The sequence below is a fragment of the Pantoea sp. X-Soil-ISGK-259 genome, from assembly GCF_059730705.1.
Genome location: NZ_AP035986.1, coordinates 1,132,891 through 1,153,475, shown reverse-complemented (window position 1 = coordinate 1,153,475; position 20,585 = coordinate 1,132,891). Strand labels below are relative to the sequence as shown.

Below are 20,585 nucleotides of genomic sequence, written 5' to 3'. Positions count from 1 at the left end.
TTCCTTTTAATTAATTAACGTTCAGCGCGTCATTAACCAGGTCTTGCTGCTGTTGTTGGTGTACGGACATGTAACCCACGGCCGGTGAGGCGGAGGCCGGGCGGCCTGCATAACGTAAAGTGGCACCAAATGGCACAACTTCACGGAAATGATGCTGGCTGCAGTACCAGGCGCCCTGATTCAGTGGCTCTTCCTGACACCAGACAAAATCCTGTACGTGAGAATACGCTTTCAATGCTTCCTGAACCGCTTGATGCGGGAACGGATAAAGCTGTTCGATGCGCACGATAGCCACATCGGTCTGCTCATTTTTACGACGCTGCTCAAGCAGGTCGTAATACACTTTACCGGAGCACAGTACGACGCGTTTAACGCCCTGCGGATCCAGATCATCGACTTCACCAATCGCAGGCTGGAAGCTGCCATTCGCCAGTTCATCCAGCGTGGAAATAGCCAGCGGATGGCGCAGCAGAGATTTTGGTGACATCACAATCAGTGGACGACGCATACCGCGCAGCGCCTGACGACGCAGCATATGGTAAACCTGTGCGGGTGTAGACGGCACGCAAACCTGCATGTTCTGCTCAGCGCAAAGTTGCAGATAACGCTCCAGACGCGCAGAGGAGTGCTCCGGGCCCTGACCTTCATAACCGTGCGGCAGCAGCATCACCAGGCCACACATACGGCCCCATTTCTGCTCACCGGAACTGATGAACTGGTCAATAACAACCTGTGCACCGTTGGCGAAGTCACCAAACTGCGCTTCCCAGATGGTCAGGATGCGCGGCTCTGCGGTGGCGTAGCCATATTCAAAGGCCAGTACCGCCTCTTCTGACAGCACGGAGTCCCACACTTTGAACTGACCCTGACCACTGTGCACATGATGCAGAGGAGTATAGGTTGAGCCGTTCGCCTGGTTATGAACCACCGCATGACGGTGGAAGAAAGTACCGCGACCGGTATCTTCGCCCGACAGGCGAACCGGAATACCTTCATCAACCAGCGTGGCGTAGGCCAGATTTTCCGCGCCGCCCCAGTCGAAGGCCTTTTCGCCTTCAGCCATCAGACGACGGTCGTTATAAATCTTGGCAACACGCGACTGCACTTCCACCTCTTCAGGCACCTGGCTGATACGCAGCGCCAGTTCCTTCAGACGTTTCATGTCGACCTGCGCCGGATAAGGCTCATCCCACTCATGATTCAGGTAAGGTGACCAGGTAAAGGAGTGGAGACTCATTGGACGCCATTCCGGCACCACGCACTCGCCCGCATCCAGCGCGTCACGGTAGAGATTGACCATTTCGGTCGCATCTTCCTGCGTGGCAACGGCTTCACCTTCCAGACGGTCGGCGTAGATTTTGCGCGGCGTCGGGTGTTTTTTGATTTTCTGATACATCAGCGGCTGGGTCGCACTTGGCTCATCCGCCTCGTTATGACCATGACGGCGATAGCAGACCAGATCGATAAACACATCGCGCTTAAAGGTGTTGCGGTAATCGAGCGCCAGACGGGTCACAAACGCGACCGCTTCCGGATCGTCAGCATTGACATGGAAAATCGGTGCCAGCACCATTTTGCCGATGTCGGTGCAGTAAGGGGTAGAACGCGCATCTTTCGGGTTGGACGTTGTAAAGCCAACCTGGTTGTTGATAACGATGCGAACCGTACCACCCACTTCATAACCGCGCGCCTGTGACATGTTCAGGGTTTCCTGAACCACGCCCTGACCAATCACGGCCGCATCACCATGAATGGTGATCGGTAAAACTTTATTGCTGGCTGGCTCATCCAGACGATCCAGACGGGCACGCACAGAACCCATAACCACCGGGCTGACGATCTCCAGGTGTGACGGGTTAAACGCCAGCGCCAGGTGAACCAGGCCGCCTTCGGTTTCCACGTCAGAGGAGAAGCCCATGTGGTACTTCACGTCACCGGTGCCCAGATGTTCTTTATGCTTACCGGCGAACTCGTCGAACAGATCCTGCGGCTTTTTGCCCAGCACGTTGATAAGCACGTTGAGACGACCACGGTGCGCCATACCCAGTACCACTTCACGGGTACCGCTCTTGCCGGCGTGACGAATCATTTCGCGCAGCATCGGAACCAGCGCATCGCCGCCTTCCAGCGAGAAGCGTTTGGCACCCGGGAATTTCGCCCCAAGGTATTTTTCCAGCCCTTCTGCCGCAGTCAGCTCTTTCAGGAAACCTTTTTTCTCTTCGTTGCTGAACGCTGCACGGCCCGCAACCGACTCAAGACGCTGCTGGATCCAGCGTTTTTCATCGGTGTTGTTGATGTGCATATATTCTGCACCAATCGAGCCGCAGTAAGTCTGCGTCAGCGCCTGGAAGAGATCGGCCAGCTTCATGGTGTCTTTGCCAATGGCAAATGAACCTACGTTAAAGCTTTCCTGAAAATCGGCCTCGGTCAGGTCGTGAAAAGCGGGATCGAGATCGGCGACACGGTCCTGTTTCCACAGGCCGAGCGGATCAAGATTGGCATGCTGATGACCGCGGAAACGAAACGCGTTAATCAGCTGCAGCACTTTCACTTGCTTGGAGTTGGTTTCCGGATCGGAGACAGATGAGGTGTAACGAGATGCATCTTTCGCCAGGCGACGGAAGTACTCACGTGTGGTGGAGTGAAACTGCTCAGGTTTCATTCCGGTGCCCGGTAACTGCTGGAACATCGAGCGCCACACTGCATCGACAGAGTCAGGATCGGTCAGGAAATCCTCATAGAGCTGCTCTATGTAAGACTGATTCGCGCCGGCCAGCCAGGAAGAGTCCAGCCAGGGCTTCATCGCGCTGTTCTGCATTGTGATCCCTTAAGCATTGCTATGCTTTTTTGAGGTTTCATTTGTTGCCGCTTTCGCGGTTTGCCGTAGTGAGTTCAGCGATACGAGCACTTTGCGCAGCGCGCGTGGCCCGTAAGGGAACCTTTGTAAACGTGGTAGTCACCGCGCTTACAGAGGCTTCCGTAAAACACCGGGAACCTGAGGTTCCCGGCGGAGATAACTTATGCGCCGCGCTGCAGCAGCATCGACTTGATATGGCCGATGGCGCGCGTCGGGTTAAGCCCTTTCGGACAGACACTCACACAGTTCATGATGCTGTGGCAGCGGAATACGCTGAAAGCATCATTCAGATTGTCGAGACGCGCTTCGGTTTCCGTGTCGCGGCTGTCAATCAGGAAGCGGTATGCTGCCAGCAGGCCAGCAGGACCGATGAACTTCTCAGGGTTCCACCAGAAAGATGGGCATGAGGTTGAGCAGCAGGCACAGAGAATACATTCATACAAACCATCCAGGTGTTCGCGCTCATCCGGTGACTGCAGATGCTCACGTGCTGGCGGGTTCTCGCCATCATTCAGCAGGAAAGGCTTAATTTTCTCATACTGTGCATAAAACTGGCTCATGTCTACGACCAGGTCACGCACTACCGGTAAACCTGGCAGCGGACGGATAACAATTTTCTGTTTGCCGTTGCCCAATGCCGAGACGGGCGTAATACAGGCCAGTCCGTTTTTACCGTTCATGTTGAGGCCATCAGAGCCGCAGACGCCTTCGCGGCAGGAGCGACGAAACGCCAGCGTTGGATCTTTCTCTTTCAGGCGAATCAGCGCATCCAGTAGCATCATGTCGCGACCGTCTTCCGACTCCAGGGTGTAATCCTGCATGCGCGGCTTGTCATCGACGTCCGGATTGTAGCGATAAATTGAAAACTCAAGTCTCATGATCGTCTCCGAAATTAGTAGGTACGCACTTTCGGCGGGAACGCCGCGCGCAGTTTCGGCTGCATGTTCACCTCACGGCGCGTCATGCTTTCGGTTTCCGGGACATAAAGACTGTGGCACAGCCAGTTTTCATCATCACGATCCGGGAAGTCGAAGCGACTGTGTGCACCGCGGCTCTCGGTGCGATAGTTAGCCGCTACCGCCGTGGCAAAAGCCGTCTCCATCAGGTTATCCAGCTCAAGGCACTCAATACGCTGCGTATTGAAATCTGGTGAGCGGTCATCCAGACGCGCTGACTTCAGACGCTCGCGAATCTCTTTCAACTCTTCCAGACCCTGCGCCATTGCGTCGCCTTCGCGGAATACAGAGAAGTTGTTCTGCATGCAGCGTTGCAGCGCTTTACGAATCTCAACCGGATCTTCACCGGTAGTATTGTTTTCCCAGCGGTTGAAGCGCGCCATCGCCACGGCGATTTCATCTTCAGAAGCATCGCGCAGGTCGCCCTGCTCCTGAATACTTTCCAGCAGATGCAGACCCGCCGCACGACCAAAGACCACCAGGTCGAGCAGTGAGTTACCGCCCAGACGGTTGGCACCATGGACCGATACGCAGGCAATTTCACCGACGGCGAACAGGCCTGGAATTACCACATCTTCGCCCTGCTCATTCACGCGCAGTGCCTGACCGGTCACTTTGGTCGGAATACCGCCCATCATGTAGTGACAGGTTGGGATAACCGGAATCGGCTCTTTAATCGGATCGGCATGGGCAAAGGTGCGAGACAGCTCAAGGATGCCTGGCAGACGTGACTCAAGCACCTCTTTACCGAGGTGATCCAGTTTCAGCTTCAGATGCGGACCCCACGGGCCATCACAGCCGCGACCTTCACGGATCTCAATCATCATTGAACGCGCAACCACGTCGCGGCCCGCCAGATCTTTGGCATTCGGCGCATAACGCTCCATGAAGCGTTCGCCATGTTTGTTCAGCAGATAGCCGCCTTCACCACGACAGCCTTCTGTGACCAGCACGCCCGCACCGGCGATACCGGTTGGGTGGAACTGCCACATCTCCATATCCTGCACCGGCACGCCCGCACGCAGTGCCATACCGACGCCGTCACCGGTGTTGATATGCGCATTGGTGGTGGACTGGTAAATACGGCCTGCGCCGCCGGTTGCCAGAATGGTCGCTTTCGCTTTGAAATAAACGGTTTCGCCGGTTTCGATGCAGATTGCGGTACATCCAACGACTGCGCCATCGGCATTTTTCACCAGATCCAGTGCATACCACTCAGAGAAGATGGTGGTTTTGTTTTTCAGGTTCTGCTGATAAAGCGTGTGCAGCAACGCGTGACCAGTACGGTCAGCTGCGGCCGCGGTACGTGCCGCCTGCTCGCCACCGAAATTCTTCGACTGACCACCAAACGGACGCTGATAAACACGACCATCTTCCAGACGCGAGAAAGGCAGGCCCATGTGCTCCAGTTCCAGAATCGCTTCCGGGCCGGTTTTGCACATATATTCAATCGCGTCCTGGTCACCGATGTAGTCGGACCCTTTGACGGTGTCGTACATATGCCATTCCCAGTTATCTTCATGGGTATTACCCAGCGCAACGGTAATACCGCCCTGCGCAGATACTGTGTGGGAACGGGTCGGGAAAACTTTAGATAACAGAGCGCAGGTCTGGCCGCCCTGGGAGATTTGCAGTGCGGCCCGCATTCCTGCGCCACCTGCGCCGATTACCACGGCATCGAACTCTCTGATTGGCAAACTCATTTACACACCCCACACCACAACAAAGCCATAAATCGCATACCACAACAGCGCCACGACAATCACAAACTGCAACAGCAAGCGAACCGGCAGCGATTTGACGTAGTCTGTTAACACCTGCCACATCCCGATCCAGCCGTGGACCAGAATGGAGAACAGCGTCAGCAGCGTGAACACTTTGGTGAATGCGGACGCGAAGAAGCCACGCCACAGGTCATAGGTCAGCGTGTCTGTCATCACAACGAAACCGAGGATGTAGACGATGTAGAGCGTAATGAGGATTGCCGTTGCCCGCAGCAGCAGCCAGTCCTGAATGCCGTTGCGACCCAACGCGGATGCATTGCTTACCATACGAGGACTCCCGCCAGAATTGCCAGCACGACAGTGATCACAAAAGTCATATGAGCGGAACGCTTACCTGATTCCAGCGTTTCGGCCAGATAACCAAAATCCATCAACATATGACGAATCCCGCTCACCGCGTGATAGGCCAGCGCCGTTAAAATGCCCCACATGATGAACTTCGCGAAGAAGCCGTCCATGATGGATGCAGCGTGCTGGAAACCTTCAGGAGAAGAGAGAGAGAGACCGAGTAGCCACAGCAGGATGCCAATAGCAACCAATGTGATTACGCCGGAGACGCGGTGAAGAATGGACGTTATTGCAGTAACGGGAAACCGGATCGTCGAGAGATCCAAGTTGACAGGTCTTTGTTTTTTCACGGTTTTGCCCACACAGCTCTTTTTTATTTTGCTTCCTCCGGACCTGAGGCGGAGTCTAATCACAACGCGTGGCAGACTTTAACCGTCACCAATAAAGCAACATCCAGTGTTAATTGACGCGGTAGTAAACGCTGGGTGGCTCCTGGTGTCAGGGTGTTCCGGAGACCTGCCTGGAGTATAGGAGGATCACATTCTGATTACAATTCCCCTACAAACTCTTTGGTATATTTTAGGTAGAACAGTGATCATACTCACGATTTTCACAATTGATACAATTTTAATTATCTGATTTGACAATAGTTCAACAATTCAGTTACAAACTAAGCCTATAAATTCCTATGATGCACAAAAGTTATGGGGATACACTTTCCCCTAAGCGCAAGTTATGTAACATTGCGATAATGAGCTTTAAAAAGCATCAGGTTATTGGTTACCAAGAAGTTATGTCCTGACCGGATCTTTAACAACCGCGATATGCAGCATGTCCATGGCTCACCGGTTCCCGCTGGGAACGCGCCGCTCACTCTGTACCCTGCACCCGCTTTATCCCCGCAGAGTGATACTGTGTAGTTTTGCCAACCGCAACATGAACGCGTTTCAGGTGTCTAAAGATCCTTACCTACATAAGGCGCTATGGAGACGAAAATGACAGATAAAAAAGTAACGCTAACCCTGCAAGATGGAACATCTATTGAACTGGACGTGCTGAAAGGTACGCTGGGCCAGGATGTGGTTGATGTCCGCGCTCTGGGTTCAAGTGGCCTGTTCACCTTCGATCCCGGTTTTACGTCTACTGCGTCCTGCGAATCTGCCATCACCTTTATTGATGGTGATGAAGGTATCCTGCTACACCGTGGTTTCCCTATTTCTGAGCTGGCGACCCACTCTAACTATCTGGAAGTCTGCTACATTCTGCTGAATGGCGAAGCACCGAACCAGAAACAGTTTGATGAGTTCCGCACCACTGTTACCCGCCACACCATGATTCATGAGCAGATTACCCGCCTGTTCCACGGCTTCCGTCGTGACTCACATCCGATGGCGGTTATGTGCGGTGTTACGGGTGCTCTGGCTGCGTTTTACCACGATTCGCTGGATGTAAACATTGAGCGCCACCGCGAAATCGCGGCATTCCGTCTGCTTTCCAAAATGCCGACCATGGCAGCAATGTGTTACAAATATTCTATCGGCCAGCCATTTGTTTATCCTCGCAACGACCTCTCCTATGCCGGTAACTTCCTGCACATGATGTTTGCTACCCCGTGCGAAGAGTACAAAGTGAATCCGGTCCTGGAACGCGCCATGGACCGCATTCTGATCCTGCATGCTGACCATGAGCAGAACGCCTCGACGTCGACCGTACGTACCGCCGGTTCAAGCGGCGCGAACCCGTTTGCCTGTATCGCTGCCGGGATCGCCTCCCTGTGGGGACCGGCGCACGGCGGTGCCAACGAAGCGACCCTGCGTATGCTGGAAGAGATCAGCACCGTCGAGCACATCCCGGAATTTGTTAAGCGCGCCAAAGACAAAAATGACTCATTCCGTCTGATGGGCTTTGGTCACCGCGTGTATAAAAACTACGATCCACGTGCGACCGTAATGCGCGATACCTGCCATGAAGTGCTGAATGAGCTGGGTATGAAGGATGACCTGCTGGAAGTGGCGATGGAGCTGGAACACATTGCGCTGAACGACCCGTACTTTATCGAGCGTAAACTCTATCCAAACGTGGACTTCTACTCCGGTATCATTCTGAAAGCGATGGGTATTCCATCCTCCATGTTTACGGTGATCTTCGCGATGGCCCGTACTGTTGGCTGGATTGCACACTGGAAAGAGATGCACGACGAAGGCATGAAGATTGCCCGTCCGCGTCAGCTCTACACCGGTTATACCGAGCGCGAATTCAGTTCACAGCTGAAGAAGTAAGATTCGGAGGGCGGAGATCTCTCCGCCTTATGCTGTTTTAAAGACAGGGCAGTTGGTTTTGATACCGCGCCTGCACATGAAACACGGTCAGATCGGAAAGTCGCTTAAACCCTCCCTGGCCGCTCGGCACGCGCGATTACGCACCTCATCCGAGAGGTGCGCCCGTTTCCGGGCCAACGCTTTGCGTTGTTCAAAAACGCTCCCGGCGTTTTTGTCCATGGCGCGGGACGCTTTCCTCCTCTGACCATGCTCCCTGCGCGTTAAGCTATTTTATTGCTATAAGATTCACACGGGCCTGGCTCTGTCAGCCGTAAGAGCATTTTACCCTTTTGACTTTACTGTCTATCTCTGACACCCCGGACACCAGTAAAACGGCCGTGATGACAGCGTGCCCTTCTCAATCACCGTGCCACAGCGCCGGCATTCTTTGCCCTGCCGATGAAACACCTCAAACTGAAACGCCGCTTCCTCATGATATTTCTTCATGGTTCCACGCATCCGATAGGCATGACGCGGCACTGACAGCAGCGCCTCGCTGAAAGCAGTCAGCTGATCGTCACTGAGATCCTGCGCCCGATGATTTGGCAGCAGCTGCGTCAGCCAGAGAATCTCGGCACGCAGGTAGTTTCCCAGCCCGGCCAGAAAAGCCTGATCCAGCAGCAGACCACTGAACTGACGCCGCCGGAAACGGGGTGACAGCAGCCGCTCTCGCACCTCTTCAACCGTCAGCGCGCTGTTCAGCACATCCGGTCCGATGCGGGTCAGAAACGGATGTGCCGCCAGCGTATCAGCGTTAAGCAGTTCAATATCTGACGCGCTGTAAAGCAGAATCGCTTTACCCTTTGTAGCAAGCCGCACCCGCAACTGACGCGTGGTATTGAGTTCGGTATCGGGTTTCACAATGCGCCAGACACCATAAAGCTGGTTATGACTGTAGAGCGTCAGACCATTGCTGAAATGAGTCAGCAGCGCTTTACCCCGCGTCTCAATCGCCTGCACCTGCTCACCAATCAGTGAAGGTTCATAGGTCTTGAGCTGAGGAAACGCAAACCACGCTTCCGTTAAGGGCTCACCCACAATGGCGGCTTCAAGCTTATCCGCCACGCGGCGAATTTCCGGTCCTTCTGGCATCGTTCTTCCTCTTAATGGGTGGCGCCGCCAGCCTGTTTAATATCTTCGCCGGTCTCCAGCGTCACCTTCACCGCAATCTCCAGCGCCTGAATAATGGTCGCGACCGCCATGCTCGGCGCACCAGGATGTTTCGCGGCCTGTTCAGGCAGGTAAGGAATATGAATAAAGCCACCCCGCGCCGGACTCCCTTGCTGCTCAAGCCAGTGCAGCAGGCCATACATCACCCGATTGCAGGTAAAGGTCCCGGCGGTCTGTGAGACCGACGCGGGGATCCCCGCGTCGCGCACTGCCGCCACAATCGCTTTGATGGGCAGACGGGAAAAATAGGCTGCCGGGCCGCCTGCCACAATCGGTTCGTCTACAGGCTGCTGGCCGGCGTTGTCCGGGATGCGGGCGTCATCGACATTGATACCGATACGTTCCACGGTAATGTCGCTGCGACCGCCCGCCTGCCCGACTGACACTACCGCGTCCGGTTTAACCTCTTCCAGTGCCTGATTCAGCACATTAAGTACCTCACTGAATACCACCGGCAGCTGTCGGATGACGATCGTCGCTCCGCCAATCTTTTTGCCTTCCAGCGCGCGCACCGCTTCCCACGAGGGATTAATCGTTTCACCGCCAAAGGGTTCAAAAGCGGTCATCAGGACAGTTTTCATGCAGCCTCACAGAAACATCAGGAAATAGAGCAGGAAAATGTTAACGATTAACAGTAGCACACCGGTTGGAATCTGAGCCTTAATGACCGCGTTACGATCGGGCAGCTCCAGCAGCGCCGCCGGAACAATATTGAAGTTGGCCGCCATCGGTGTCATCAGCGTGCCGCAGTAACCGGAGAACATACCAATCGCCGCCATTACCGCCGGATTTCCGCCGTGCTGCAGCACCAGAATCGGAATGCCAACGCCTGCAGTAATAATCGGAAATGCCGCAAACGCGTTACCCATGACCATGGTTAACAGGGCCATCCCGACGGCATAGACGGTGACGGCGATAAAGCGGTTATCCACCGCCAGCCAGGTTTCAGTCAGATGCGAAATAGCACTGCCTACGCCCGCGGCGGTAAACAGCAGTCCCAGGGTGGCGAGAATCTGCGGCAGGATAAACGCCCAGCCAATTGAATCCAGCAGGCGACGGGTCTCCTGCATCGACTGTACCGGTTTTTCATGGGTCAGTTTTAACGCCACCAGCCAGCCAATCACACAGCCGGCCATCATTGAAAACAATGTCACCAGCGTGGCGTGATTACCGGGACCGAACACCGCATCCTGCAACCCAGGAATATTGTTGAACGCCAGCACACCGACCACGGTCACAACCGGAATCGCCAGTGCAGGCAGAAACAGCTTATTCCGCAGACGCTGTGCGCTTGCCTGTTTCTCTTCATTAGTGCGCTGATGATAACGACCCAGCCGGACACCCCCTAAACCCGCAATCAGCGCCATGATCACCACAATGACACCGATGGTGATGTGCAGCATTCGGGTGCCCGCCGCGTCCGAGCCCATCAGGCTGCTCATCAGCACCGTCGTCCAGTCACCGACCAGAAAAACCAGGCCATATAAGGCCCAGAAGAGTCCGGTGGTAAAGCGACGCGGATTAGCGCGGTCACGCCATGAGAGGATAGCCACCACCAGCAGGATAATGCCCGCCAGCCACATCAGATATTGTTGCTGAAACATTACTGGCCTCCTTTGGCTTTCAGCGCCTGGCTGTTGAGCTGCTGCAGCTCACGTGCCAGCTGACGATCCAGACGAACCAGACGCGCTGAATGGATCAGGAACGCAGCAACGGCAGTCGGAATGCCCCATAAGGCGATGTGCAGCGGCTCAGTCTGAATCCCGGCCGACGCCTGCATAAAGTTGTGCATAAAGATAATCGCGCCAAATGCCACGAAGATATCTTCACCAAAGAACAGGCCGACGTTATCGGTCGCCGCTGACATGGCGCGCAGCTTATGGCGCAGTTCAGGCGAGATCTCGCCATAGCGATTTTCTGTGGCGCCCTCCGCCATCGGTGCCAGTAACGGACGCACCATCTGCGGATGTCCGCCAAGACTGGTTAACCCCAGCGCCGCAGTAATTTCACGCACAAACAGGTAGACGATCAGCAGCCGTCCGGCGGTGGCGGTTTTAATCTGAGCAATCCACGCCTGCGCCCTTTCTTTTAGCCCGTGACGTTCCAGCAGGCCAATGACCGCCAGTGGCAGCAGCAGAATCAGCGGCAGGTTCCGGGTGTTAAGAAACCCTGCGCCGAGTTTTTCCAGAATGTCCGCCAGCGGCATCATCGCAGCCAGACCGGTGACAAATCCGGCGACAATCACCACCAGCACCGGATTAAAACGTAATACGAAGCCGACGATGATCGCGGCAATGCCCAGTAGTGGCCAGAGATTCACTGCAGTTTCCATGGATTTTCCCCGAGTTAAAAAACCCGGCATAAGCCGGGCTAAGTGTGATTATTCAGGCGCTGGTGACACGAATCTGCTGGTCGGCAAACGCATCACGTAACCGCTGTGCAAACTGCAGGGCATGCTCGCCGTCGCCATGTAAGCAGACAGTCTGCGCGTTCACCGCCACCCATTCTCCGGTGATACTTTTCACTTTGCCCTGCCGTACCATTGTCAGTGTCTGATCGATAGCCTGCTGTTCATTCTCAATCAGCGCGCCCGGCTGGTTGCGCGGCACCAGCGCACCGCTGCTGAGATAGCCACGGTCAGCAAACACCTCTTCCCGCGTGTGTAAACCGTAATGCGCCGCAGCACGGATCGATTCGCTATTCGCCAGCCCGACCACAATCAGCTGGCTGTCCACCGCCCTGATGGCGCGGGCAATGGCATCAGCCAGCACCGGGTCAGATGCAGCCTGGTTATAGAGCATGCCGTGTGGCTTAACATGCACCAGGCGCGCGCCCTCACTTTCTGCCAGACTTTTCAGCGCGCCAATCTGATAGATCATCTGGGCATAGACCGTTTCCGGCGGCAACTGCATGGCGCTGCGGCCAAAGTTCTCGCGATCGGGAAAGGCGGGATGCGCCCCGATGGCGACGCCGGATGCCTTTGCCCAGCGCACCGACTGCAGCATGGTCTGTGCATCACCGGCGTGAAAGCCACAGGCGATGTTGGCAGAGCTCACCAGTTGCAGCAGCGCTTCATCGCTGGCGCAGCCCTCACCCAGGTCGGCGTTTAAATCAATTTTCATTGAGTCCCCATTTCATCTGGTCCAGAGCGCGTTGCTGATGCTGACGGGCCAGCATCGCTTCCGGCAGGGTGCAGTGAATAAAGTGAATCGGCTCACCCAGACGGATTTGCGCCAGGTGATAAAGATCGGCTTCGATAACAGAAGCGATGCGCGGATAACCACCGGTAGTCTGGGCATCCGCCATCAATACGATGGGCTGTCCGTTCGGCGGCACCTGAATCACACCTGGCATCACGCCGTGTGACAGCAGCTCGCGCGGGCGCTCACGTTTAAGCTCACGTCCTTCCAGCCGGTATCCCATCCGGTTACTTTGCGGGCTGAGTTTCCATGCGGTGCGCCAGAACGCCTGCTGCGCTTCGGGACTGAATTCGTGATACTCCGGACCAGGCAAGGCGCGAATGCGGTTGCCCCACAGCAGTTGTCGTACCCCGACTTTGCGGTCGAACTGACGCGTCGGTTTCCCCAGCGGGACCTGATCGCCATCCTGCAAGGCGCGCCCATGAAATCCGCCAAATTTTGCTTTCAGGTCGGTACTGGCAGAGCCAAGCACCGCGGGGATGTCAAAACCACCCTGCACCGCCAGATAGCTGCGCATACCACGCTGCGGCATCGCCAGCGACAGGACCTGTCCGCGTTTCACTGGCGTGCGCCAACCCGTCCAGACCGGCTGGCCGTCCAGCTCCGCATGACAGCCTGCACCCGTCAGCGCAAACCAGCCGTCGCGGGTAAACTCTGCTTTGAACTGGCCGAGCACCATCTCCAGCACCGCGCTGTCGGGCGCATTGCCTACCAGTACGTTGGCGGTGAACATGGCGGGATAATCCAGCACACCGCCGGGGCTGATACCGAACTGACGCCAGCCGTATCGACCCGCATCCTGAATAGTGGCCGCCAGCCCGGCCCGCAGAATGTTTAACATACGCCCTCCTGTTGCGGCACAAAGCGCACTTTGTCACCCGGACGGAGCAGCGTGGGCGGTTGCTGCAGCGGATCAAACAGCGCGGTGCGTGTCTGGCCGATCAACTGCCAGCCGCCGGGCGACGCCAGAGGGTAGACGCCGGTCTGGCTGCCACCGATACCCACGGATCCCGCGGGCACGGCCACCCTGGGCTCACTACGACGCGGAATGTGCAGGCGCGGATCCAGTCCGCCCAGATAGGGGAAACCCGGCTGAAAGCCAATAAAAAACACGACGTATTCGCTGCTGCTGTGCAGCTCAACCACCTGATGAGGCGTCAGCGCGGCATGTTCAGCCACCGCCGTCAGGTCGGGACCGGCCTCACCGCCGTAGATCACCGGGATCTCTACCAGACGCGACTCAGGTAATTGCGCTTCACTCTCTTCCCACCATCGCTGAAGTCGCTCAATCGCATCCAGCGCACTCTGCTGGGGATCACGCAAAATCAAGGTAATGTTGTTCATGCCGGGAATGACCTCCAGCACGCTCGCAGAGGACTGCAATCGCTGGTTAAGTCCCCAGATACGTTGCTGACTCTCCAGTGAGACCGGGGGTTCCAGCTCCAGCACGACAGCGCGTTCACCCAATAAATAACACCGTGCTCGTTGCAACAGCTACCTCCCGCTCAGTTGAGATCGCGACCGGCTGACCGTGCCGGATGCCCGAATCAGCCGATGGCTTATCTACATAAAGCAAATAGTTATGCGAAAGTGACAGGGAAGTGTCAATAGATTTAGGTCCTGCGCAGGCGCACAGGACCTGGGAAGGGGATCAGGCAGGATTGGGAATATCAATGAAAGTCACATCAAGCTCGTGGTGCTGCGCCAGCCACTCGCCCAGCGCTTTTACGCCGCCGCGCTCGGTAGCGTGATGGCCTGCAGCAAAGAAGTGCAGCCCCTGCTCACGTGCGCTGTGAATGGTCTGTTCAGAGACTTCTCCGGTGATATAAGCATCGACGCCTGCGGCAGCGGCCTGGTCGATAAAGCCCTGGCCACCCCCGCTGCACCAGGCGATACGACGAATCAGCGCGGGCGCGTTGTCTCCGCAATGCAGCGGTTCACGTCCCAGTCGGTCACCGATTCGACGTGCCAGCTGCTCACCGGAGATCGGCTCAGCCAGCTCACCCCAGAACACCAGCGGCATCACTTCACCCTTTATTTCAATATCCAGCAAGTTTGCCAGCTGGGCGTTGTTGCCCAGTTCAGGATGCGCGTCGAGCGGCAGGTGCCAGCCATAGAGATTAATATCATTAGCCAGCAGAGTGCGCAGACGACGACGCTTCATACCTTTAATCGCGGCCGGTTCACTTTTCCAGAAATAGCCATGATGGACAATAATCGCATCGGCCTGACGTGCCACCGCCTCGTCCAGCAGTGCCTGACAGGCCGTCACGCCGGTGATAATCGTTTTGACCTGGCTGCGTCCCTCAACCTGCAAACCGTTGGGGGCGTAGTCACTAAAGCTGTGGCTGTCGAGGTGCTGATTGATCAGCGTCTCTAATTCGTAATGGTTCATTCAGGCTCCTTCGAGGCCTCAGGCGGCGCTTTTGGCGCGCTCAAAGGCATCTAATGTCTTTTTACGGGCGGCGTTATGATCCACGATTGGTGCCGGATAATCGAGTTTCTTGTGATGCTTCTCCGCCCAGACGTGGGGCTGGTGAATATCGCTGTCAGGGACGTCGGCCAGTTCCGGCAGATAGTGGCGGATAAAATCCCCCTTCTCGTCGAAGCGCTCGCCCTGTGTCGTCGGATTAAAGATGCGAAAATAGGGAGCCGCGTCAGTGCCCGTCGATGCTGCCCACTGCCAGCCGCCGTTGTTCGCGGCCAGATCACCATCGAGCAGTTGCTGCATAAAATAGCGTTCGCCTTCACGCCAGTCGATCAGCAGATCTTTGACCAGAAAACTGGCTGTGATCATTCTTAAGCGATTGTGCATCCAGCCCAGCGCCTTCATCTGACGCATCGCCGCATCGACAATCGGGTAACCCGTTCTACCCGCTTTCCAGGCGTCAAAGTGTGCGTCGTTACGCTGCCATTCAACGTTACGCGTCCAGTCGATAAACGGCTGATGCCGACAAAGCGCCGGGTAGGCAACCAGCAGATGGCGGTAGAACTCACGCCAGATCAGCTCGTTCAGCCAGGTAAATGCGCGGCTGTTGTCCAGTGCATCGGGATGCTCATGCAACACACGATGCAGGCATTGGCGGGGTGACAGCACGCCGGTCGCCAGATAAACCGACAAACGGCTGGTGGCATCCAGCGCCGGCAGGTCACGCTTCGCAGGATAATCGATAACCGGTTTAGTGGCGAAATGACGTAAACGTTTCAGCGCAGCTGCTTCGCCTGCCGGGAACAAGTCCTCATCAAAAGCCTCGGTCGGGTAGTCAAAAGCAGGAATCGGGGTGACTTTCAGCGGCGAGCCTTCACGCGGTTTCGGCGCTGGCACGCACTCCGGCAGACTCTGTTGCAAACGGCGGACAAACGCTTTGCTAAACGGCGTAAAAACCTTATACATCGAGCGGTCGCCGCTCTGCACGCTGCCGGGCGGCAGCAACAGGCTGTCATCAAAACCCTGACAAATGACGCCCGCATCATCAAGACGCTTTTCAGCCCGGGCATCGCGCTGGCGCTCGTTGACCTCATACTGATAGTTGTAGAAAAGCTGATCGACCTTTTGCTTTTCGCAGAATTCTGCCAGCGCATCAATACTGTCGCTGAAGGCATGACAGGCCTGATAGTGAAGTGGAATGCCCCGCTCAGCCAGGGCGCTCTGGACTTCCAGCAGACTGGCGTGAATAAACGCCGCCTGTTTTGGGGACATGTCATGCTGCTGCCACTGTTCTGGCGTGGAGAGGTAGAGCGCAATCACTTTTGCATCGCTGTCGCGGCAGGCGGCGTGCAGCGCCAGGTTGTCGTTGATGCGTAAATCGTTACGCAACCAGACCAGATGGGTGGTCATACTCCTCCTGAATTATTGTCCGTAGCGTAAGCACAAGGCTTCGGGATAGGGATCAAAATAGCGTTGCTGGGCCAGCCACGGATGCGGGTATTCGGCCATGTAGTGCTTAAGAATGGTGATCGGCACCAGCAAGGGTTGTGTGCCCTGACGATAGCGGTCAATCAGGGTTGCCAGCTCCTGGCGCTGCGGTGAGCTCAGATGGGTGCGGAAGTAGCCCTGCACATGCATCAGTACATTGGTGTGATTGCGACGTGAGGCGGGGCGTGACATCAGTTCCATCATACGATTGCGGTACTCGAAGGCAAAGGCGTCGAGCGACTCCCACTGGCTCATTGAGGCGACAAACGGTCCCAGTTCGCGATACTTCTCCTGCGAATGTGCCAGCATCATCAATTTGTAGCGGCTGTGAAAGGCGATTAAAGCCTGACGGGTCAGGCCATTTTCCCACATCTGATTGAACTCGTGCAGCGCGCAGATACGACCAATAAAGTTCTCACGCAGAGCGGGATCGTGCAGACGACCATCTTCCTCCAGCGGCAGCCAGGGCATTTCGCGCTGCAGGAATTCAGCAAAAATACCAGTGCCCACTTTGCGGTTGTTATTGTTGTCAGGCTCATAGACCCGCACACGCTCCATGCCGCAGCTGGGGGACTTGGCGCACAGAATATAGCCGCAGAGATGATGCAGCGATTTTACCCGCTCGGCAGACCAGTCACGCATCTGCGTGGTGACCTCTTCTCCACCATCTTTGCTGAAGCAGAGATGCAGCTCATCGTCGCCCTGCTTTACCAGGCGTAATGCCGGGCGCGGCGTTGGCAAACCGATCGCCATTTCCGGACAGATCGGTTCAAAACGCACAAACGGGGTAAGATCGTCGGTCGCAAAAGTAAGACGCTTGTGCCCACCATCAAATCTGACGCGGTCGCCGAGCAGGCATGCACTGATTCCAACGGGGATTTTTTTGCTCATACTTGTACAACCTCAGAAATCTTGTAGAGGTTTAAGTGTAGCGCAAAATGGTCAGGAATAAAGGAGGAAAACGCGGTTCAGATCTGCTTATACTCAGAAAAAACGCAAAAAAAAGCCCGGTCAATTGACCAGGCCTGTTTTGTGGCAGTACGACTTACCAGAACGCGCCACCACCGGCTTCAGACTGCGCCAGCCAGACCGGCTTTGCGCTGGTCTTGCACCAGACACGGTGCAGGTAACTGTAGAAACGTGCCCGGTCCTGTCGAAACAGCATGACAGGAAGCGCCAGCACGCCGAGAAAAACCACCAGCGTACGACGCGCGATAATTTTGTAACGTGGATAAGCCTGATACATGGTTCTCCTCCCGGTAAGCAAAAGTGTTTGAATGTGATCTGTGTCTGACTTTACGCCAGGTTGTGTAATTTTACTACTCGTCTGACCACTTATTTGCCGCTATTTACACGGTTTAAGAATCAGCCTGTAATTAAGTTACAGATAAGTTATCGTCTGGTTACATGAGGGTTTAAACGCCCGGAAGGTGAAGCTCACGGACGGCAGCCTGTAATATTGATAAAATGGTAGTTCGGCCCCTATCCAAGGCAGGTATTGCGTGACCACGGTTTTGATCGTTGAAGATGAAAAAGAGATCCGTCGCTTTGTCCGGCTGGCGCTGGAAAATGAAGATCTTAAGGTGTTTGATGCCGATACGCTGCAGCGCGGACTGATTGAAGCGGCAACCCGTAAGCCCGATTTAGTGATCCTCGATCTTGGCCTGCCAGATGGGGATGGCACCGATTTTATCCGTGACCTGCGCCAGTGGAGCGCCATCCCGGTAATTGTATTGTCAGCGCGCAGCGATGAGCAGGATAAAATCGCCGCACTGGATGCAGGCGCGGATGACTATCTGACCAAACCTTTTGGTATTGGCGAACTGCTGGCGCGCGTCCGGGTTGCGCTGCGTCGTCATAGTGGCCAGCAACCTGATGCCAGAGTTCACTTTGCCGACGTCAGTGTCGATTTCGCCGCACGGCGGGTGCAGCGCGGCGGCAATGAGATTCACCTCACTCCAATAGAATTTCGTCTGTTGAGTATTCTGCTGAATAACGCCGGAAAGGTGCTGACACAGCGACAGCTGCTGAGCCAGGTGTGGGGACCCAATGCCGTGGAGCACAGCCACTATTTGCGCATCTATATGGGCCATCTGCGCCAGAAGCTGGAAGCGAATCCGACACAACCTGCCCATCTGCTGACCGAAACCGGGATCGGCTACCGTTTTATGCCATAAAAAAGGCGCCAGAGGCGCCTTTCATGACTGCAAACAAACTCAAATCATACTAAATCTGACCGCAACGGATAAACCCGAGGCACAGGGAACAGGGTCAGAGGAGGAAAGCGTCCCACGCCATGGATGGCGTGGGCCGAGCGTGTCATGGATGACGGCTTTTGCGTCTTTCCGATCTGACCCTGTTTCCTGTGCTGGCACGATCCCGCAACTAACCGGGGTAGAATTTGTCAGCAATCTAAAAGGCGCCAGAGGCGCCTTTTCTCATCCTGACTTATCAGGCGTTTTTCAGCACTTCACTGACAATCTCTACGGCTTCTTTCTCAATCTGCTCGCGATGTTCTGCGCCCAGGAAGCTTTCACAGTAGATTTTGTAGGCATCTTCGGTGCCTGAAGGACGGGCAGCAAACCAGCCATTCTCCGTCATCACTTTCAGACCGCCGATTGAGGCACCGTTACCTGGTGCCGCCGTCAGACGCGCGGTGATAGGATCACCCGCCAGCGTATCCGCGCTCACCATCTCTGGTGACAGCTTCGACAGTGCAGCTTTCTGCGCTGAAGTGGCGGATGCCTGCAGACGGTTGTAGCTTGGTGCGCCAAAACGCGCAGCCAGTTCATCATAATGCTGCTGCGGATTTTTACCGGTCACCGCTGTAATTTCAGCCGCCAGCAGACACATGATGATGCCATCTTTGTCCGTTGACCACGGCGTGCCGTCGAAACGCAGGAATGAAGCGCCCGCGCTCTCTTCACCGCCGAAACCGAAGCTGCCGTCATACAGACCATCAACAAACCATTTGAAACCAACCGGCACTTCCACCAGCTTGCGACCAATGTCGTTGACCACACGGTCAATCATGGCGCTGGACACCAGGGTTTTACCCACGGCAACATCCTGGCCCCACTGTGGACGATGCTGGAACAGATAGTTGATCGCAACCGCCAGATAGTGGTTTGGATTCATCAGACCCGCCGGGGTCACGATGCCGTGACGGTCATAATCGGGATCGTTGCCGAACGCCAGATCGAACTTGTCGCGGTAAGCCAGCAGGCCTGCCATTGCGCTTTCGGACGAACAGTCCATGCGCACAACGCCATCTTTATCCAGATGCATAAAGCGGAAGGTCTGATCGACTGCATCGTTTACCAGCGTCAGATCCAGCTTGTAATGCTCAGCAATACGCTGCCAGTAAGCAATACCTGAACCGCCCAGTGGATCAACACCCAGCTTCAGGCCAGCTTTCTGAATTGCCGGGAAATCGATAATCTCTGCCAGACCTTCAACGTAAGGCTGGATCAGATCTTTCTCGACCACGTGACCGCTCGCCATAGCCTGTTCAAGTGGCAGACGTTTCACCTCTTTCAGCCCATCTTTGATCAGCTGATTAGCGCGATCTTCCACCACTTTAGTGACGTTGGTATCCGCCGGTCCACCGTTAGGTGGATTGTACTTAATGCCGCCATCTTCCGGTGGGTTATGCGAAGGTGTGATGACGATACCATCTGCCAGCGGGCCACCCGCTTTATTGTGCTCAAGAATGGCGTTGGAAATCGCAGGGGTTGGCGTATAGCCATTATCCTGCTGAACAATCACATCAACGCCGTTCGCCGCCAGGACTTCCAGAACAGACAGAATCGCCGGTTCTGACAGCGCATGAGTATCTTTACCGACGTAGCAAGGTCCGGTGATGCCGTTCTTTTTACGCTCTTCGGCAATTGCCTGAGCGATGGCCAGAATGTGCATCTCGTTGAAGCTCTGGCGCCCTGCACTGCCGCGATGGCCAGAGGTGCCAAATTTCACCGCATGTTCCGGGTTCGCCACATCGGGCTGCAGGACATAATATTGTGACGTTAATTGTGCAACGTTAATCAAATCGCTCTGCTGGGCGGGTTGCCCGGCACGTGGGTGATTGGCCATTGGC

Annotated in this window: 19 protein-coding genes; 2 read left to right on the top strand and 17 right to left on the bottom strand. The window is 55.6% G+C overall.

All coding sequences use genetic code 11. From position 1 onward, the window contains the following. Positions 1-10 precede the first annotated feature (10 nt). The 5 genes from sucA to sdhC form a co-directional block, all read right to left on the bottom strand. On the bottom strand, positions 11-2,818 hold the full coding sequence (gene sucA / locus AC6I77_RS05305; protein WP_003853155.1) for a 2-oxoglutarate dehydrogenase E1 component: 2,808 nt from the start codon (positions 2,816-2,818) through the stop codon (positions 11-13). A 200-nt stretch (positions 2,819-3,018) separates the two neighbouring features. Then, on the bottom strand, positions 3,019-3,735 hold the full coding sequence (locus AC6I77_RS05300; protein WP_003853156.1) for a succinate dehydrogenase iron-sulfur subunit: 717 nt from the start codon (positions 3,733-3,735) through the stop codon (positions 3,019-3,021). 14 nt (positions 3,736-3,749) lie between these two features. Next, entirely contained in the window at positions 3,750-5,516 is a 1,767-nt protein-coding gene (gene sdhA, locus AC6I77_RS05295; protein ID WP_033762880.1) for a succinate dehydrogenase flavoprotein subunit, read from the bottom strand. Beyond that, positions 5,517-5,864, bottom strand: coding sequence for a succinate dehydrogenase membrane anchor subunit (gene sdhD, locus AC6I77_RS05290; RefSeq protein WP_008925023.1), 348 nt, complete (start codon positions 5,862-5,864; stop codon positions 5,517-5,519). Then, a complete protein-coding gene (gene sdhC, locus AC6I77_RS05285; RefSeq protein ID WP_033742984.1) occupies positions 5,858-6,247 on the bottom strand; it encodes a succinate dehydrogenase cytochrome b556 subunit in 390 nt (129 codons plus the stop codon). The genes sdhD and sdhC overlap by 7 nt, the downstream gene beginning before the upstream one ends. 633 nt (positions 6,248-6,880) lie before the next feature. Here sdhC and AC6I77_RS05280 point away from each other — a divergent pair. Next, positions 6,881-8,164 (top strand): citrate synthase, encoded by a 1,284-nt coding sequence (locus AC6I77_RS05280; protein WP_003853167.1) that lies wholly within the window; start codon positions 6,881-6,883, stop codon positions 8,162-8,164. 342 nt (positions 8,165-8,506) lie between these two features. Here AC6I77_RS05280 and nei read toward each other — a convergent pair whose 3' ends face one another. The 11 genes from nei to AC6I77_RS05225 all read right to left on the bottom strand — a co-directional run bounded on the left by nei (position 8,507) and on the right by AC6I77_RS05225 (position 17,735). Then, a complete protein-coding gene (nei, locus tag AC6I77_RS05275; protein ID WP_497816744.1) occupies positions 8,507-9,295 on the bottom strand; it encodes an endonuclease VIII in 789 nt (262 codons plus the stop codon). A gap of 11 nt (positions 9,296-9,306) precedes the next feature. Beyond that, positions 9,307-9,954 carry a pyroglutamyl-peptidase I gene (gene pcp / locus AC6I77_RS05270; protein WP_497816743.1) on the bottom strand — a complete coding sequence of 216 codons (648 nt, stop codon included), beginning with the start codon at positions 9,952-9,954 and terminating at the stop codon, positions 9,307-9,309. A gap of 6 nt (positions 9,955-9,960) precedes the next feature. Further along, complete coding sequence (locus AC6I77_RS05265; protein WP_008925019.1) at positions 9,961-10,977, bottom strand: DUF979 domain-containing protein; 1,017 nt, start codon at positions 10,975-10,977, stop codon at positions 9,961-9,963. Continuing rightward, a complete protein-coding gene (locus tag AC6I77_RS05260; RefSeq protein WP_008925018.1) occupies positions 10,977-11,705 on the bottom strand; it encodes a DUF969 domain-containing protein in 729 nt (242 codons plus the stop codon). Before AC6I77_RS05260 ends, AC6I77_RS05265 begins: the two co-directional genes overlap by 1 nt. A 52-nt stretch (positions 11,706-11,757) precedes the next feature. Then, complete coding sequence (gene pxpA, locus AC6I77_RS05255) at positions 11,758-12,495, bottom strand: 5-oxoprolinase subunit PxpA (protein WP_008925017.1); 738 nt, start codon at positions 12,493-12,495, stop codon at positions 11,758-11,760. After that, the gene (pxpC, locus tag AC6I77_RS05250; RefSeq protein ID WP_078804198.1) at positions 12,485-13,414 is read right to left on the bottom strand and encodes a 5-oxoprolinase subunit PxpC; all 930 of its coding nucleotides are present in this window, start codon (positions 13,412-13,414) and stop codon (positions 12,485-12,487) included. Before pxpC ends, pxpA begins: the two co-directional genes overlap by 11 nt. Then, the gene (gene pxpB / locus AC6I77_RS05245) at positions 13,408-14,064 is read right to left on the bottom strand and encodes a 5-oxoprolinase subunit PxpB (RefSeq protein WP_008925015.1); all 657 of its coding nucleotides are present in this window, start codon (positions 14,062-14,064) and stop codon (positions 13,408-13,410) included. The genes pxpC and pxpB overlap by 7 nt, the downstream gene beginning before the upstream one ends. Positions 14,065-14,224: 160 nt before the next feature. Then, positions 14,225-14,968 (bottom strand): type 2 GTP cyclohydrolase I, encoded by a 744-nt coding sequence (locus tag AC6I77_RS05240; RefSeq protein WP_008925014.1) that lies wholly within the window; start codon positions 14,966-14,968, stop codon positions 14,225-14,227. Positions 14,969-14,986: 18 nt separating this feature from the next. Beyond that, positions 14,987-16,411 carry a deoxyribodipyrimidine photo-lyase gene (phrB, locus tag AC6I77_RS05235; RefSeq protein ID WP_497816742.1) on the bottom strand — a complete coding sequence of 475 codons (1,425 nt, stop codon included), beginning with the start codon at positions 16,409-16,411 and terminating at the stop codon, positions 14,987-14,989. A gap of 12 nt (positions 16,412-16,423) precedes the next feature. Then, entirely contained in the window at positions 16,424-17,380 is a 957-nt protein-coding gene (locus tag AC6I77_RS05230) for a YbgA family protein (RefSeq protein WP_008925012.1), read from the bottom strand. A 154-nt stretch (positions 17,381-17,534) separates the two neighbouring features. Next, complete coding sequence (locus AC6I77_RS05225) at positions 17,535-17,735, bottom strand: YbfA family protein (protein ID WP_003853189.1); 201 nt, start codon at positions 17,733-17,735, stop codon at positions 17,535-17,537. A gap of 256 nt (positions 17,736-17,991) precedes the next feature. Between AC6I77_RS05225 and kdpE the strand changes: the two genes are divergently transcribed. After that, positions 17,992-18,666: a two-component system response regulator KdpE gene (gene kdpE, locus AC6I77_RS05220; RefSeq protein WP_003853190.1), complete on the top strand. Its 675-nt coding sequence runs from the start codon at positions 17,992-17,994 to the stop codon at positions 18,664-18,666. Positions 18,667-18,940: 274 nt separating this feature from the next. On the opposite strand, the gene pgm is transcribed toward kdpE, so the two are convergent. Next, a complete protein-coding gene (gene pgm, locus AC6I77_RS05215) occupies positions 18,941-20,581 on the bottom strand; it encodes a phosphoglucomutase (alpha-D-glucose-1,6-bisphosphate-dependent) (protein ID WP_008925011.1) in 1,641 nt (546 codons plus the stop codon). Positions 20,582-20,585 lie beyond the last annotated feature (4 nt).

Excerpts from the sequence above, each read along its gene's own strand:
- sucA (WP_003853155.1), bottom strand. The coding sequence starts at position 2,818 with ATGCAGAACAGCGCGATGAAGCCCTGGCTGGACTCTTCCTGGCTGGCC.
- nei (WP_497816744.1), bottom strand. The coding sequence starts at position 9,295 with ATGCCAGAAGGACCGGAAATTCGCCGCGTGGCGGATAAGCTTGAAGCC.
- AC6I77_RS05230 (WP_008925012.1), bottom strand. The coding sequence starts at position 17,380 with ATGAGCAAAAAAATCCCCGTTGGAATCAGTGCATGCCTGCTCGGCGAC.
- pgm (WP_008925011.1), bottom strand. The coding sequence starts at position 20,581 with ATGGCCAATCACCCACGTGCCGGGCAACCCGCCCAGCAGAGCGATTTG.
- pxpC (WP_078804198.1), bottom strand. The coding sequence starts at position 13,414 with ATGTTAAACATTCTGCGGGCCGGGCTGGCGGCCACTATTCAGGATGCG.
- pxpA (WP_008925017.1), bottom strand. The coding sequence starts at position 12,495 with ATGAAAATTGATTTAAACGCCGACCTGGGTGAGGGCTGCGCCAGCGAT.
- AC6I77_RS05265 (WP_008925019.1), bottom strand. The coding sequence starts at position 10,977 with ATGTTTCAGCAACAATATCTGATGTGGCTGGCGGGCATTATCCTGCTG.
- sdhA (WP_033762880.1), bottom strand. The coding sequence starts at position 5,516 with ATGAGTTTGCCAATCAGAGAGTTCGATGCCGTGGTAATCGGCGCAGGT.
- AC6I77_RS05300 (WP_003853156.1), bottom strand. The coding sequence starts at position 3,735 with ATGAGACTTGAGTTTTCAATTTATCGCTACAATCCGGACGTCGATGAC.
- AC6I77_RS05280 (WP_003853167.1), top strand. The coding sequence starts at position 6,881 with ATGACAGATAAAAAAGTAACGCTAACCCTGCAAGATGGAACATCTATT.
- pcp (WP_497816743.1), bottom strand. The coding sequence starts at position 9,954 with ATGAAAACTGTCCTGATGACCGCTTTTGAACCCTTTGGCGGTGAAACG.
- AC6I77_RS05260 (WP_008925018.1), bottom strand. The coding sequence starts at position 11,705 with ATGGAAACTGCAGTGAATCTCTGGCCACTACTGGGCATTGCCGCGATC.
- AC6I77_RS05225 (WP_003853189.1), bottom strand. The coding sequence starts at position 17,735 with ATGTATCAGGCTTATCCACGTTACAAAATTATCGCGCGTCGTACGCTG.
- AC6I77_RS05240 (WP_008925014.1), bottom strand. The coding sequence starts at position 14,968 with ATGAACCATTACGAATTAGAGACGCTGATCAATCAGCACCTCGACAGC.
- phrB (WP_497816742.1), bottom strand. The coding sequence starts at position 16,411 with ATGACCACCCATCTGGTCTGGTTGCGTAACGATTTACGCATCAACGAC.
- sdhD (WP_008925023.1), bottom strand. The coding sequence starts at position 5,864 with ATGGTAAGCAATGCATCCGCGTTGGGTCGCAACGGCATTCAGGACTGG.